General features: G+C 36.5%; 17 protein-coding genes. 8 read left to right on the top strand and 9 right to left on the bottom strand.

Going from position 1 to position 13,743, the window contains the following annotated elements:
• Positions 1-24: 24 nt before the first annotated feature.
• From J7E66_RS27345 to J7E66_RS27335, 3 genes are all read right to left on the bottom strand, one after another.
• Complete coding sequence (locus tag J7E66_RS27345; RefSeq protein ID WP_215006006.1) at positions 25-786, bottom strand: tyrosine-protein phosphatase; 762 nt, start codon at positions 784-786, stop codon at positions 25-27.
• Between the two features lie 99 nt (positions 787-885).
• Complete coding sequence (locus J7E66_RS27340) at positions 886-1,530, bottom strand: CpsD/CapB family tyrosine-protein kinase (protein ID WP_285289261.1); 645 nt, start codon at positions 1,528-1,530, stop codon at positions 886-888.
• A 46-nt stretch (positions 1,531-1,576) separates the two neighbouring features.
• Positions 1,577-2,326: a YveK family protein gene (locus J7E66_RS27335; protein WP_215005999.1), complete on the bottom strand. Its 750-nt coding sequence runs from the start codon at positions 2,324-2,326 to the stop codon at positions 1,577-1,579.
• A gap of 223 nt (positions 2,327-2,549) precedes the next feature.
• Between J7E66_RS27335 and J7E66_RS27330 the strand changes: the two genes are divergently transcribed.
• Positions 2,550-3,350: an SGNH/GDSL hydrolase family protein gene (locus tag J7E66_RS27330; RefSeq protein WP_215005996.1), complete on the top strand. Its 801-nt coding sequence runs from the start codon at positions 2,550-2,552 to the stop codon at positions 3,348-3,350.
• A gap of 209 nt (positions 3,351-3,559) precedes the next feature.
• Here the strand turns inward: J7E66_RS27330 and J7E66_RS27325 are convergent, their stop codons facing one another.
• Positions 3,560-3,715, bottom strand: a complete 156-nt coding sequence (locus J7E66_RS27325) for a YwzD family small protein (protein WP_215005991.1) — start codon at positions 3,713-3,715, stop codon at positions 3,560-3,562.
• A gap of 319 nt (positions 3,716-4,034) precedes the next feature.
• Here J7E66_RS27325 and J7E66_RS27320 point away from each other — a divergent pair, with 319 nt between their 5' ends.
• Together J7E66_RS27320 and J7E66_RS27315 are read left to right on the top strand one after the other, a co-directional pair.
• A complete protein-coding gene (locus J7E66_RS27320; RefSeq protein ID WP_215005988.1) occupies positions 4,035-5,291 on the top strand; it encodes a C40 family peptidase in 1,257 nt (418 codons plus the stop codon).
• A gap of 115 nt (positions 5,292-5,406) precedes the next feature.
• Positions 5,407-5,757, top strand: coding sequence for a DUF805 domain-containing protein (locus J7E66_RS27315; RefSeq protein WP_215005985.1), 351 nt, complete (start codon positions 5,407-5,409; stop codon positions 5,755-5,757).
• A gap of 272 nt (positions 5,758-6,029) precedes the next feature.
• Here J7E66_RS27315 and J7E66_RS32455 read toward each other — a convergent pair whose 3' ends face one another.
• Both J7E66_RS32455 and J7E66_RS27310 read right to left on the bottom strand, forming a co-directional pair.
• Complete coding sequence (locus tag J7E66_RS32455; RefSeq protein ID WP_256942508.1) at positions 6,030-6,158, bottom strand: hypothetical protein; 129 nt, start codon at positions 6,156-6,158, stop codon at positions 6,030-6,032.
• A 310-nt stretch (positions 6,159-6,468) separates the two neighbouring features.
• Positions 6,469-6,990, bottom strand: coding sequence for a GNAT family N-acetyltransferase (locus J7E66_RS27310; RefSeq protein WP_215005982.1), 522 nt, complete (start codon positions 6,988-6,990; stop codon positions 6,469-6,471).
• Positions 6,991-7,169: 179 nt separating this feature from the next.
• Between J7E66_RS27310 and J7E66_RS27305 the strand changes: the two genes are divergently transcribed.
• Together J7E66_RS27305 and J7E66_RS27300 are read left to right on the top strand one after the other, a co-directional pair.
• Positions 7,170-7,682: a GNAT family N-acetyltransferase gene (locus tag J7E66_RS27305; RefSeq protein WP_215005980.1), complete on the top strand. Its 513-nt coding sequence runs from the start codon at positions 7,170-7,172 to the stop codon at positions 7,680-7,682.
• Positions 7,683-7,862: 180 nt separating this feature from the next.
• The gene (locus J7E66_RS27300) at positions 7,863-8,315 is read left to right on the top strand and encodes a C40 family peptidase (RefSeq protein WP_215005977.1); all 453 of its coding nucleotides are present in this window, start codon (positions 7,863-7,865) and stop codon (positions 8,313-8,315) included.
• 224 nt (positions 8,316-8,539) lie between these two features.
• Here J7E66_RS27300 and J7E66_RS27295 read toward each other — a convergent pair whose 3' ends face one another.
• The gene (locus J7E66_RS27295) at positions 8,540-9,094 is read right to left on the bottom strand and encodes a DUF3231 family protein (protein ID WP_215005974.1); all 555 of its coding nucleotides are present in this window, start codon (positions 9,092-9,094) and stop codon (positions 8,540-8,542) included.
• A 406-nt stretch (positions 9,095-9,500) separates the two neighbouring features.
• Here J7E66_RS27295 and J7E66_RS27290 point away from each other — a divergent pair, with 406 nt between their 5' ends.
• Positions 9,501-10,769, top strand: coding sequence for an ATP-binding protein (locus J7E66_RS27290; protein WP_215005971.1), 1,269 nt, complete (start codon positions 9,501-9,503; stop codon positions 10,767-10,769).
• Between the two features lie 149 nt (positions 10,770-10,918).
• On the opposite strand, the gene J7E66_RS27285 is transcribed toward J7E66_RS27290, so the two are convergent.
• Together J7E66_RS27285 and J7E66_RS27280 are read right to left on the bottom strand one after the other, a co-directional pair.
• Positions 10,919-11,446: a dihydrofolate reductase family protein gene (locus tag J7E66_RS27285; RefSeq protein WP_215005968.1), complete on the bottom strand. Its 528-nt coding sequence runs from the start codon at positions 11,444-11,446 to the stop codon at positions 10,919-10,921.
• Between the two features lie 218 nt (positions 11,447-11,664).
• Complete coding sequence (locus tag J7E66_RS27280) at positions 11,665-11,844, bottom strand: hypothetical protein (RefSeq protein WP_215005966.1); 180 nt, start codon at positions 11,842-11,844, stop codon at positions 11,665-11,667.
• A 650-nt stretch (positions 11,845-12,494) separates the two neighbouring features.
• Between J7E66_RS27280 and J7E66_RS27275 the strand changes: the two genes are divergently transcribed.
• Positions 12,495-13,193 (top strand): DUF421 domain-containing protein, encoded by a 699-nt coding sequence (locus J7E66_RS27275; protein WP_215005964.1) that lies wholly within the window; start codon positions 12,495-12,497, stop codon positions 13,191-13,193.
• 308 nt (positions 13,194-13,501) lie between these two features.
• Complete coding sequence (locus J7E66_RS27270) at positions 13,502-13,726, top strand: hypothetical protein (RefSeq protein WP_251033166.1); 225 nt, start codon at positions 13,502-13,504, stop codon at positions 13,724-13,726.
• Positions 13,727-13,743 lie beyond the last annotated feature (17 nt).

The raw sequence follows: 13,743 nt of genomic DNA, 5'->3' as shown, positions 1-13,743 counted from the left end.
CTTCATTCTTATCGACTTAGTCGGTTAAAAGAGTAAAAATTTCTTTTTCTTCTTTATTTGAACTGGTATTTCTTTTATTACGTTTTTACCTTCTACTAATAATTCTGCATTTTCTTGAAAGAGATAAACATAATCTATCCCAAACTTCGACTCTATGAAATGGAAAGCTTCAGCCATTTTGAAGGTACGGTTAACAATGTTATGGGCATCTGAAGCAATAAAATGCGTTAAATTCGCTTCAACTAATTGAATCGAAAAACCTTTAATTTTTTTGCCAAAGTAACCATTAAGACTTGAAGCTGTTACTTGTGTCAATGCACCCTTTTCCACTAAGCGATACAGGACCTCTGGACGTTCTATCAGCTCTGAATTTCTTTCGGGGTGAACAATAATTGGTGTAAGTCCTTGTACTTGAAGATCAAATAGAAGTTTTTCTGTATATCTAGGAACATGGTTGGATGGGAATTCAATAAATATATATTGACTGTCATTTAATGTTTGAATTTCATCTTTTTCAATATCCTCTAGAATTTCGCCATATATCCTCGGCTCTTGTCCTGGAAGGATAGTAACATCAATTTTTGCTTCTAGAAGAGCCTGATTTAGCTCTCCTACTTTAGGAATAATCAATTCTCTTCGGTTATCATATTGACTATTCAAGTGAGGGGTGGCTATGATCGTATGAATTCCTTCTTTTGCGGCTTCCCTCGCCATTGTCAAACTGTCTTCGACACTTTTCGCACCGTCGTCAACACCTGGCAAAATATGGCAATGTATATCAATCATTTGACCCACTCCCTTCCAATAAATTGTCAATTATTCAAGACCTTAGATAGGTTAACACTTATTTTCCATGCGGCAAATGGTGGTATTTGTAAACCGGTGTTATTTTGTACCGTAGTAATAATAGTAGTTATTGTTTTGAAGCTTCTTATTATTTAATACCACACCTAGCAACTTACTTTGGGCAGAATCAAGAAGTTCTTTCGCTTTTACTACTTGTTCCTTTTCTGTCTTCCCGCTAGAAACAACTAGAATGGTTCCTTCACACATATTTGCTAATATCTGTGCATCTGTAACAGCTAATACCGGTGGTGCGTCGAATAAAATAACATCAAACAGTTCTTGAGCTTCTTGAAAAAATTGTTCCATCGCACGAGAGCTTAATAATTCAGCTGGATTCGGAGGGATCGGTCCACTTGTTAAAACATATAGATTTTTTTCTTCGGCATCTGAAATGGCTTTTTCAAATGTCATTTGTTTTGTTAGTACACTAGTTAATCCAATAGTATTAGTTTGATTAAAGGTATAATGCACGGTTGGTTTTCTTAGATCCGCATCAACAAGTAATACCCTTTTTCCTAGCTGCGCGAATACTACCGCTAAATTTGCCACTGTTGTTGACTTTCCTTCACCAGGACCTGCAGAAGTAACCATTAGAGATCTAACTTCTTGATCGATAGAAGAGTATTGAATATTTGTCCTAATGGTACGATACTGTTCTGTAATTGGTGATTTAGAATCAAACATTGCGATAATATTTCTTTTACTATTATTAGTTTTGTTACTATTTTTTTTAAGAGCCAATTCTCTCACCTCTTAATTTAGCATTTTGCATAGCAAACTTTTTCTGTCTAGTCTTCATTTGTGATTCATCCATTGTTGCAATAACACCAAGCACAGGTAACCCAAGCAATTTTTCTATTTCTTGTTCATCCTTTATAGTATTGTCCAAGTATTCTAGTAGGAACGCCAATCCTACACCTGCCATTAAACCCACCACCAAAGCTATTGCTACATTTAAAAGCGGCTGTGGCTTAATTGGTGACGGATGATCTGAAACAACGGCTTTTGCTAGAATACTAACATTATCTACGTTCATAATTTTGACAATTTCCTTTTGGAAAACTGTAGCTGTTTTATTTGCAATTTCCGCTGCATTTGCTTCACTTGTGTCTTGAACAGATAGATTGACGACTTGTGAATCTTTTTCATTCTGAACCGTAATTTTTTGATTAAGTTCACTAACTGTCATATCTAAATTCAAGTCTTTTATGACCTTTTCAAGTATAACTGGACTCTTTATAATAACATTGTACGTATTGATTAACTGAAGATTGGTTTGTACTTCGTTATATTGAAAGGTACTCTGATCGTCTTTTGATTTATTCACAAGCAATTGTGTGGATGCTTGATAGATTGGTGTTAAGAAAAAGTAACTTACCACACCACTTATTAATACTGCAATGAATGTTATGCTCAATATTAAACTAAGTCGCTTGCGCAGTGTTTGCAGCAACTCTTTTAAACTAATTGTTTCCTCCATGATGCCCTCCCAATAATTATCCAAAATAGACACAAAAAGTATTATAACATATTTTTTTTACTAATTACGTTATTACGACATATTTCCTAATTTTTTTCCTTTTCTCCTTACCTATTGTACACCTTTTTGTAAGTTTTTGTAGATTAATTTAGAAATTGGAATTAATTTTCAATATAAATCTGATATAATGAGGGGGGAAAACTTTTTGGGGGTTATACATATAATGAAGAATTTTCTTACAATATTATTAGGAATTGCATGCGTTGCTCTACTTTATTATGGTCATTCCTATTGGAACCAACGAATTGCAACTGCATCAAACACTGCACCTAGCACATCTGATCAACAAACGTCTGAGATGGCTATTCAGAGTGATGATAGTGACATCGATTTGCTGACACTTACTAAGAATTGGCCAGCTAGTTCAGTTGAAAGATTTAAGCATACATTAAATGAGAAGAAAGCCTTTAAGGTCCTTTTCATTGGGTCTCCCGCCATTGGTTCTGAAAATACTGGGCCTTTTCCGTTTGTAAAAGAGAAACTACTTGAAACATTTGGGAAGGATAATATCCAAGTAACAATCAAAACCTATAATTCGACGTCAATACAATTTATTAAAAGTAATGACCAAGAAGAGATAAGTAAAGAAGAAGCTGATCTCATTGTTTTTGAACCTTTCATTTTAATGAATAATGGTGAAGTTTTAATAGAAAACTCATTAGAAGATATTACTATGATTATGGAAGACATAAAAGCAAAGAATCCTGAAACTAACTTTATTCTCCAACCATCTTATCCTCTTTATAAAGCGAAAATCTATCCTACTCAGGTAGAAGCACTAAAGAAATTTGCAGAGAAAAGCCAACTTACCTATATGGATCATTGGTCAGCTTGGCCAGATCCAAATACCAAGGAGATTAATGAGTATTTACTGCCCGACCAGAGTGCTCCTAGCGAAAAAGGGAACCAAGTATGGGGTGAGTACATAACCAATTTTCTTATTAGTAAAAGCGAATCAGAATAATGATTCGCTTTTTTTATTCACGTGACCTTAAGGTTAAAAAGATTTACTAGCCAAACTAATCCATTAAAAATGGAATATAGTTTATTATCTGAAAACGTTATCAACATTAATAACATTATATAGTAGTAGAAACTAGGATTTTTATCCTTCCCACCCATTAAAAAAGACTATCGAGTTTTGTTTCGACAGCCCATTGATTATATATATGATTAGCCGACCATCAAGTTTTTCAAGTCCGCTTTTAAGTCTGCGATTAGTTTTTCTAGGGTGATGCCATTCTCGTTTTTGCCCGTTTCGTATGCCTTTCTCACAATCTCTGAGAAATTGGCAACATTAGAACTATTCGTTTGTACAGTACGTTCCACCTTTCTTTTCCTCCTTTAGTTTACTCTAATTCCCAATTCTACTAGAACAATAGCTTCTTGTAAATGCATGTCCAGTCGACTTTTGTGGAAATAATATGAAAACTATCTAATATTGTCATTATTTCAACGATTTAGAGAGATAATTGTCCTATTAAGCATGTTTTGGGTTGGGTGTTTTCTAATGTTGATTTAGCAAATTATTCTAGTTTTTCACCTCTTTTCTAGTAATTTAGTCAAGATTTGTAACTTTTTTTATCAAACCACTAGCAAACTATGGTAAAATGAGTAAAAATGTGCAGAAAAAGAGGTGATTTGCTAGATGAAGAAAACCATTGTTCGTGCCTTATCGACAGCTGCCCTGCTTTCGACCGTTTTTGCAGGAACTGCCCTGGCCGATACATACAAGGTCCAAAAAGGCGATAGCTTATCGAAAATCGCTCAAAAATACCATACGAGTGTCAAAGTTATTAAATCAGCAAACGGATTGAAGTCAGATTTTATCTCCGTCAATCAAATGCTTAAGATTACGGTCGCTAGCAAAACAACGCATGTTTCACAGCCAGCCACTTACACTGTTGTAAAAGGTGATGCCTTGATTAAGATTGCCAACCGTTTTCATGTGACTTTTGGTGAACTGAAGCTGTGGAACAAGCTTGATACCACGATTATTCATGTCGGGCAAAGACTCACAGTGGCAGCTCCTAAACAGACAGCAACCGCAGCAAAGCCAACAACAGCAACCCAACCCAAGACAACTACAGCAGCAACTAGTGTATATACGGTAAAAAGCGGCGACTATCTTGGCAAAATTGCCGGGAATCATAAAACAACTGTGAGTAATTTGAAGTCACTTAACAAACTAAAATCCGACATGATTTATGTCGGCCAAAAGCTGAAGGTTCCAGCGCAGAAGGCTCCAGTAGCTCCTGTGACACCTGTAAAACCTGCAACACCGAAGCCGCCAGTAACAACCACACCGCCGAAAACACCGGCTACACCACCACCTGTTGTACAGACGGCAGTGATGGATTATATCGTTAAAAGCGGGGATACGCTAGGGGGAATCGCTGGGGACTATCAGCTTACCGTCAAGGAATTAAAGGCGCTCAACAAACTAAGCTCAGATCGACTTTATGTCGGCCAAAAGCTGAAGGTTCCTGCGACTGCAACTGCGACTGTGACCGGGCCGAAGACTGAACCAACGGTTGACTCTGATTTCGCGCCAAAGATGATCGCGAGTGCCAAGAAACTTATTGGTGTTCCATATGTCTGGGGCGGCAGTACTCCGTCTGGCTTTGACTGCAGCGGGTTTGTTTATTATGCTGCCAAACAAGCAGGGATTGAAATTAGCCGTACTTCAGCTGCAGGCTTCTATGACCGTACTTATTATGTCAATACGCCAAAGCCGGGCGACATTGTCTTTTTTGAAAATACATATAAGAAAGGGATTTCCCATCTGGGAATTTACCTTGGCAACAATCAATTCATCCACGCCAATGATTCAGGTGTGATGATCTCCAATTTGCAAAGCCCGTATTACCAAGCCCACTTCGAGAGCTTCAAAAGATTTTATTAACAATTTTACATTTAGTCCGTTTTTTTAGTTCTTAAGATTCTCAAAGAATACTAAACTAATAAAGCAATAGTAAATATTTGTTAATCATATCATGATCAACTAAGGGGGCTCATTAATGGAATGGTATTTGAAAGTATTAAAGCAGTATGTAGGCTTTTCAGGACGAGCACGACGGAAAGAATACTGGATGTTTTATCTATTCAATGCTATTGCAATGATTGTCCTAACCGTGTTAGATCGAGTCTTAGGAACAGACCCATTTTTACATGGGCTTTATTCCTTGGCTGTCCTGTTACCAGGATTAGCTGTAACCTTCCGCAGACTGCATGATACCGGCAGAAGCGGCGCGTGGATATTAATTGCTCTGATTCCTTTTATCGGTGCGATTGTCTTACTTGTCTTTATGTGTACGGATAGCCAAGCCGATGACAACCAATTTGGGCCAAACCCTAAAGCCACGTTCTAGTTTTTAACCGCCTTTTTATGAAGGGCGGTTTTTGTTTTGGAGGAAATCGGGAGATTTCCTTAATTAGCCCTGATTTGGTACACGATCTACCTCTTAAACTGATTCTATGTTTTCTGAGTCTGTGATTCATCTCGGAGCCAAGAATCAGTCGCAACCTTATGTAAGGTATAAGTAACGAAAATAGTTCATTTTTAAAAATTTCCTTTCCTGACTATCAAGAAAGAATAAAATGGATAACCATTCCTGACACGATGGTTATCCATTACACTTAACTATTTTTTACTATCTCTTGCAGCTTGCTTCCTAGCTTTTTTACTTTGGGTCAGCTCGCCTCCAAATTCTGTATCTGCTTTATTACCTCCAGTATGGGGCTGATTTCGATTGTTATTACGGTTTGTCATCGTATTTCCTCCTTTTCCATAATGCGTAGATTTTCCTTGAAGTTTCAAATAAGCCACCGGTTGAATTAACTTGGGAAGACTCGTTTGCTTCCTAAAACTTAAATTTTTAGCAGCTAATTTTATCGTTCTTTTTAACCATGAAATTTATTCCCTAAATATTAGGATTTTCAAAGAATAAATAGCTGACAAAAAACGCTTGGAAATCCCAACTGTTTTTACGTGCTAATTTATTGTTAATATCAAAGCAAATTCATATGCTATTTTTAATGTGAATTGATTTGTTGGAAATCTACCTACAACTACTTCAATATCATAGATACTTTTCCATTCGAATATCCGTCCACATTTTACCTTGCCAATAGGTAAATTTTTCGATCCGGCCAATTTCTTTGTAGCCTATCTTCTGATAGAGTTTCTGTGCTTGTTTGTTAAATTCAAACACGCCTAATTCAATCCGCTTCAGCCCTTGTTTCTTAATCTGTTCCTCCATATATTGAATGGCATCATAACCAATCCCTTTTCCTCGTCCTTCGGATTCACCAATAGTGATTCCGATCCAGGCGGTCCCAGGCTCTTTTTTGTAGAGATAGTTTGGATCGACCACATAGTTCATTTCACCGATTAACTGGTCATTGAGATAGATAAGATAGATATGATGGTCTTCCAAGCGTTTGGTTAAGTCCTCCAGGGACATTTCTTCACGACGTTCCATTTCCGATTGGTTTTGGTTCGGGCGAGTCAACGGAATTAATGCAGGGTCGTTTTCCCAACGGTTAAACACCTCAACGATGTTTGAGGTAGGTTCAGTTAACTTTATAAAATTAGTGGTCATTGTGCTCTCCTCTCTAATCTGCTCTATGATTATTCATCCTTTTTTAACGATACAAAGGTATTTTAATACTTCCCATTGCTAAGCTGCCCTGGTTCTTATACCTTCCTTTTCAGGATACATGATATAGTTTGACTTGGTTATGAATTTTTCATAAATAACAATAAAATGAGGTGTTTTAGTTGAAAGTGATTGAAACGGAACGGTTGATCCTTCGCTGTTTAACACCCGAGGATGCCGCGTTTATTCTCGAGCTTCTGAATGATCCTTCTTGGATACGGTTCATCGGTGATCGAGGGGTGCGGACGTTAGAGGATGCTAGGAACTACATTGTAACGGGACCGATGGAGATGTACTCCCGGCTGGGCTTTGGTCTTTATATGACAGAGCTTAAGGATGCGGGGATGACTCCGGTTGGGATTTGCGGATTGATTAAACGAGATTCTTTAGAAGATGTCGATCTTGGCTTTGCTTTTTTAACAAGGTTTCAAGCGAAGGGTTATGGCTTTGAGGTCGCTTCGGCCACGCTTGTCCATGGAAGGGAACAACTCGGTCTGAAGCGGATAGTGGCTATTACATCAAAGGATAATGATGGCTCATCGAGGCTGCTTGAAAAGGTCGGAATGAAGTTTGAACGAATGATTGTGCTCGCTCATGATCCGGAGGAACTTAAGTTGTTTGGTGCTGAGTTTTAATTATGAGTTCCCATAAAAAATACCTTATGAATACTGTTGATATTCTAATGGAACAAAAGAAACCAAATATGGAAATTATATCAATATAATTTTGTAATGAAATTGTAATTTTGCTGTGATGTCACTGTTACACCTTCCTAGTATATTAAAACTATCAAATCACACTAGGAGGTAACAATCATGCTAAAGAAATTCATCGTAGCATTTGTCATTATCGTTTCTTGTGGCTCTTTGTTTGCTAACATGGGTGATAAAGCGGAAGCAGCATATTATAATTCAAAAGCAGTTTCGGTTGCAAAGTCTAAATTAGGGGTACCTTATCGTTGGGGCGGAATGTCAACAAGTGGCTTTGATTGTTCAGGTCTTATTAAATATTCCTATGCAAAATCTGGACGAACACTAAACCGTACAGCGGCTCAAATGTTCTATGGAAACGGATATCGTATCTATAATTATATACAACCAGGAGATTTAATGTTCTTTGCTCCAACCAAGGCAAGTCGCCCGACACATGTTGCCATGTATATCGGTAATGGTAAAATGATTATGTCTTCTTCTTCAAAAGGAGTCATGATTACAAGCACAAATAACCCATATTGGCATCCAAGATATATTGGAACAAAACGCGTTTAAAGACCATCTAGGAAGTTGAATATATAGATAAGTATCAAAAAGTATTAAATTTAAAAGCCTGTATTGATGATAACTAAGTTATCATCAATACAGGCTTTTTCTTCTTTAACATAAAGCCCCCGTTAGCTTAACAAATAGATTAATTATTTTGCATTAAACTTAATATTTTTTAGGTTCTTCTAGCCTTGGAAGAGCTTAGTGTGTTCTTGCCCGCTACGCTACCCCTAACTTAATGGCTTTTGGGAACCATGTGGAACGTAAAACGGTGGCACCTTAATCCATCCACGTTTGCGCATTAAATGTTTTAATCTAGTTGCGAAAGCAAATTTTTCTGCTTGAAACTGAATAAACAATAAACCGACATCTGTACGAATTGATTCGGTAGTAGCACCAGCAGCACGCAAAATTAAACTAATGATTTTTAAAGATAATTCGTTTGCAATCACATCATCCGTTAATTTAACACCAAGTGGAATACTGTTAGGGTCTGACTTTGGTATATCTTCAGGGGCAGGAGGTAACGTAATTCCTTCCTTAATCATGAAATCATGGAGCCGTTCCCTTTGACTGGCCCCTAGTTTCATATCTTCTTCAAGTATTGCTTTTAGTTCATCATCCGTCGTGGTATTAATACCTGCTTGAACAGATACTTTGGCTAATTCAAGTCCAGCTAAGTAAATCCAGCATGCCATCACTTCTCCGACATGAAGAGGTTGGTCTTCGTCTTGAACTGTCAGTGATTTCATGGCATCCATGATTGTTTCCATTATATTTACCATGGGACTCCCTCCTGATCTGGTAGTAAACTATACATATTCTTTGTATAGAAAGATTTTTTATACAGGGAGTACCACCAACATTTTGGGAATTTTGTCAAAAATACAAATTTCAATCTAAAAAAGTCGATTTCTTATATTGATAAGGAAGTAACAAATTTATTAAAAGTTCAGTTCACTATGCTGGTTTAATGGTCATTGTCTAATTAATTTTAATTCCTCCGTGAAGGGAGCAGTAAAAATCCTACTTATCAGTTTTACTAACAATGTGTTAAGTTTTATTAATTTTTCATTAGATGTAAATTCAAATATAATTAACGTAATAATAGTATTAAAATCACTCTTTAATTTATATTTAAAAATCGAAATCTTTAGAGAAATATATTGTCGAAAGAGAGAGGCATCTAGAATGGAAAACACCACTCATGTTTTGATTAATATACTCGCTATATTGTTCAATATCCTATTTCTGCAATACACCTTATATAAAAGGAATATTGAGCAGCTTCAAATCGAAAGAGCGGTTTTCGTGATGATTGGTGTGATGATCGCCACGAACATCCTATTTCCCATCGAATTGGGAAACGGATTCATCTTTAACCTGAGTTTGATCCCTCTGGCTTTTGGGAGTTTCTATGCCATGAGATTTATCAGAGTTTGGTTTTCCCTCCTATTCCTGTTCCTTGTCCTGCGGTTTCTGGAGGGTAACGATTATTTATGGCTCACTATTTCAACGGTGCTGCTTTTTTGGCTACTGTTCACCCTGTTTCGCAACCGCTTTCAAATCCTTGCGATGAAAGAGAGACTGCTCTTTCTTGCCGCGTTCATGCTGTTTATCAGCATCTGGTGGTTGGCATGCGTGTATTATTTTTACCATATTTCCTATACCGTCCTATTCTGTCTCGCTTATATTTTCAGCCAAACCGGCGGACTTTATGTCTTTGGCTATATTCTTGAAACCGTACGGCAGCACCATGCTTTAATGAGCAGGGTCGTGAAAATGGAAAAAATGGAAGTGGTCAGCCACTTGGCAGCGAGCATTTCCCACGAAGTGAGGAATCCCCTCACGACGGCAAGAGGATTTATGCAGCTTCTTTGCGAGATGAAAGATGCCGATGAGCGACAAAAGGAATACATCAGTATCGCTCTGCAAGAGTTGGACAGGGCGGATAGCATCATCCGCGATTATTTGACGTTTGCCAAGCCTGCACCGGAAAATATGGAGGAATTGGAGATAAAGGAAGAAATCGAAAAATCTTTGCATCTTATCGAGCCGCTCGCCAGCATGAACGGTGTGCAATTGAAAAAGGACATCATCGCTTGCAGCCTGAAGGGAAATAGAGGACTGTTCCAGCAGGTGTTGATTAACATCCTTAAAAACGGTATTGAAGCAATGCCAAACGGTGGAGAGCTGACGATTACTTGTTTTCAAAAAGATTCCACCATTAAAATCACCATTAAAGATGAAGGCATCGGCATGAACGAAGAACAGAAAAATCGGCTCGGGGAGCCGTACTTTTCGTCGAAAGATACCAAAGGGACGGGTCTTGGTATGATGGTTGTTTACCGAATTGTTGAGACGATGAAGGGAAAAGTCAGTGTAACAAGCGAACAGGGAAAAGGGACAGGCATCATGTTACTATTTCCAACAAATATTGAGAAAGCAATAAACAAATAAAGCCGGATTCCAGCTTTATTTGTTTGTAGGAATATTTGATCTCTTTCGAAAAAGAAAGATAATTGGTAACACTTCGAACGAGTTTCAGTAAAAAATGTAGTTGAAAGGGTAAAAATCTTCCCCTACTAAAAAAGGAAAGATGATGGAAATTATTTTTTTATATAATGAAGCATAGCAAGTTGACCTAATTTTTTTACTTTCGTTAATGTGTATTTTAGAGTAATATCATCTCCGGTATAGAGGGAAATTCCTTTCCCTAAAATAATCGGTGCAATGGCTAGTTGGAATTCATCAATTAAATTTTCTTTAAAAAATTCACGAGCTAAATTTCCTCCACCAATTAACCATATATCTTTACCAGGCTTTTGTTTTATATCTTTAATGAAAGTTTTGACCTCTTCATCAACAAATGAAGCGTATTCATCTGATCCACTAACAGATTTAGAAAATACATAATTTTTATAATCACTATAAGGATAGTCCATATCAAATCCACGAATGACATCATAAGTTCCTTTTCCCATAACAACAGTGTCAATTCTTTCAAGGAGTGAACTGTAGCCAGAATCTCCTTCTACTTCTGTTGATTCTAACCATTCTAATGTACCATCATCATTTGCAATATAGCCATCAATTGAAGTACCAATGTATAAAATAATGTTACGCTGTTTTTTCATTTGAATCTCCCCTACCTTGTTTCAGATGATTAAATCAGTATACCTAATTTATTACAACAAAACTTGTCATTATAATAAAATAAGATGAATACTTGTCAAAAATATAAAGACTTTTAAGCATCTTAATGTAATAAATATGTTATGTAACTAAAGCACCCTTTACTTTAAGTACACTTTTTCACAATCTTTTGCTTCCAACCATTCTGGTAAACCTCAATCTACAAATCAAAAATTGCATTCAATACATAAAGTAAAAGCAGTATAAAAAGACAAGTGCCTACAATAGCTGTTCCTATTTTGTTATCATTTTGAGGTTCACTATTCTGTTGTTTTATCTTTCTATATATGCCTTGAACCTTATTTTTCTTTTGGTTATTAAGTTGACGGTCTTTGCCCACTGATTTCTCTCCCCTTAGAAAAGCTCTAAATAATTCATTCACCTCTTGAATCATACTTAGATAAAATTTTTAAAATTGATTTATTTAAATTATTTAGTAAATACAACCCTCTAAAAATACTACCAACAATAATTCCAAAGGCAATAACTCCACCGACCTGCGGGGGACCTATCATAAGTAATATGAACCCTAAAATTGCACTTAAAAGAATAGATAGAATCAAATACATAATAATCCTCTACTTTCTCGACATTTATATTAGTTAATATTTCTTCTACAATTACTGAAACTCCTTCTCCAATTAAACTCACCGTTAGTCGAATAAAAAAAGGCTGCCATAATGACAGTCCCGATCTTCAACCCCTGCACCCGATAGTTTAAGTAGAATCCTTCACAATCTCTTCTACACCTTAATATAATCCAATTTAAGTGTGTTGCTCCAGAATCTGATTGATTAAAAAACGATGCCTTCTTATTAAAGAAAAGCCCCCGATTCTGGAATATTGAAATATGCGAAACGCTGCATACTTGATTTAACTAAGTGATTTTCTTTTTGATAATCTTCTCGTTAGCAGTTGAATAAAGAAGTTTAAATGACTTATACAAAAGGTAAAATGGTAAAAACCGAATAATAAATGGGGGAAATTTTAATGGGTGTATTTGAAGTTATAGGTAGGGCAGTGGCGACATTTTTAGTCCTTTTGCTTCTAACAAGACTAATGGGAAGAAAACAAATTTCTCAGCTTACATTTTTTAACTACGTTACTGGTATATCGATTGGTGCAGTTGCCGGAACCGTTTCACTTGACCATAGCATTAAGTTATTTACGGGAATCATAAGTCTTACAACATGGTGTGCCTTAACCTTAATTTTTGGATTTATCGATATTAAGTCAAAAAGGTTTCGCGACTTAATCGATGGAACACCAGTAATTGTTATAAAACAGGGTAAAATAATGGAACATGAACTAAAAAAATTACGTTTAGATATGGAACAGCTAAATCAACTTCTAAGAAACAAAGAGGTATTTTCAGTAAAAGATGTAGAATATGCGATTATGGAAACAAATGGTGACCTATCGATACTATTGAAAGAGACTAGACAACCAGTTAAGAAAGAGGATCTTTCTATTCAAGTTACCACACCAAAGCCATTCCCAATTCCCATCCCAATCATTTCTGATGGAAAAGTATTAGAGGATAATTTACATCAATTAAACTTGACCAAAGATTGGTTAGATGATCAATTAATGCAGTCAGGGACTACTCTTTCAGAGGTATTTTACGTAGAGCTTCAAAAAGATGGTTCATTGTACATTGATAAGCGTAATGACCATAACATTCATTAAAAACAAAGAGGCTGATTTGCAAGCTCTTTCACTTTTTTCAAATGCTCTATAAGGGGTAGAACCAGGAAAATACATATTTGTAACATTGAGGAAATTTTAATAATAAAAAGCTTAATTTCTCAATTTAATGCTAAAAATTAGGCTTATTTCATTGCTCCATTAAATGGTCCCGATTATTGAATAAGAGCTAAAGACGATTCTTCCACTAAACTGCCCGTTAGTCGAATAACAAAAACGCCGCCAAACTCTATACTACCGTTTTAAGGTAGTTTATATCCAGACCGAACGGCTGGTGAAGCTACGGCTAAATGCGATCAAAAGCGGCGAATTTTATGGCTTTAAACTTGATGAACGACATTGTGACTGGCAAGCGAACCGTAGAAGATGCACGTCGTGCTGCGGTTGAAATTGAAAAAGCTTTTCGATTAAAAGGTCAATCATCACCTTACACCACAGGTTCCTATTCCCAAAACAATCTCATACTGCTGATCCCGATGTCGCCTCTTTTTAGGCAAACTAAAACGGCAGGTTGATTCCATCATTGGAAATT

The organism is Bacillus sp. ISL-7 (assembly GCF_018613065.1).
Note: the sequence above shows the minus strand (reverse complement) of the source record. Positions and strands in the feature narration are given on the sequence as shown.

What these genes read in the sequence shown, in the direction of transcription:
- J7E66_RS27345 (WP_215006006.1), bottom strand. Translation starts at nt 786, where the DNA reads ATGATTGATATACATTGCCATATTTTGCCAGGTGTTGACGACGGTGCG.
- J7E66_RS27340 (WP_285289261.1), bottom strand. Translation starts at nt 1,530, where the DNA reads ATGTTTGATTCTAAATCACCAATTACAGAACAGTATCGTACCATTAGG.
- J7E66_RS27335 (WP_215005999.1), bottom strand. Translation starts at nt 2,326, where the DNA reads ATGGAGGAAACAATTAGTTTAAAAGAGTTGCTGCAAACACTGCGCAAG.
- J7E66_RS27330 (WP_215005996.1), top strand. Translation starts at nt 2,550, where the DNA reads ATGAAGAATTTTCTTACAATATTATTAGGAATTGCATGCGTTGCTCTA.
- J7E66_RS27320 (WP_215005988.1), top strand. Translation starts at nt 4,035, where the DNA reads ATGAAGAAAACCATTGTTCGTGCCTTATCGACAGCTGCCCTGCTTTCG.
- J7E66_RS27315 (WP_215005985.1), top strand. Translation starts at nt 5,407, where the DNA reads ATGGAATGGTATTTGAAAGTATTAAAGCAGTATGTAGGCTTTTCAGGA.
- J7E66_RS32455 (WP_256942508.1), bottom strand. Translation starts at nt 6,158, where the DNA reads ATGACAAACCGTAATAACAATCGAAATCAGCCCCATACTGGAGGTAAT.
- J7E66_RS27310 (WP_215005982.1), bottom strand. Translation starts at nt 6,990, where the DNA reads ATGACCACTAATTTTATAAAGTTAACTGAACCTACCTCAAACATCGTT.
- J7E66_RS27300 (WP_215005977.1), top strand. Translation starts at nt 7,863, where the DNA reads ATGCTAAAGAAATTCATCGTAGCATTTGTCATTATCGTTTCTTGTGGC.
- J7E66_RS27295 (WP_215005974.1), bottom strand. Translation starts at nt 9,094, where the DNA reads ATGGTAAATATAATGGAAACAATCATGGATGCCATGAAATCACTGACA.
- J7E66_RS27290 (WP_215005971.1), top strand. Translation starts at nt 9,501, where the DNA reads ATGGAAAACACCACTCATGTTTTGATTAATATACTCGCTATATTGTTC.
- J7E66_RS27285 (WP_215005968.1), bottom strand. Translation starts at nt 11,446, where the DNA reads ATGAAAAAACAGCGTAACATTATTTTATACATTGGTACTTCAATTGAT.
- J7E66_RS27275 (WP_215005964.1), top strand. Translation starts at nt 12,495, where the DNA reads ATGGGTGTATTTGAAGTTATAGGTAGGGCAGTGGCGACATTTTTAGTC.
- J7E66_RS27270 (WP_251033166.1), top strand. Translation starts at nt 13,502, where the DNA reads ATGCGATCAAAAGCGGCGAATTTTATGGCTTTAAACTTGATGAACGAC.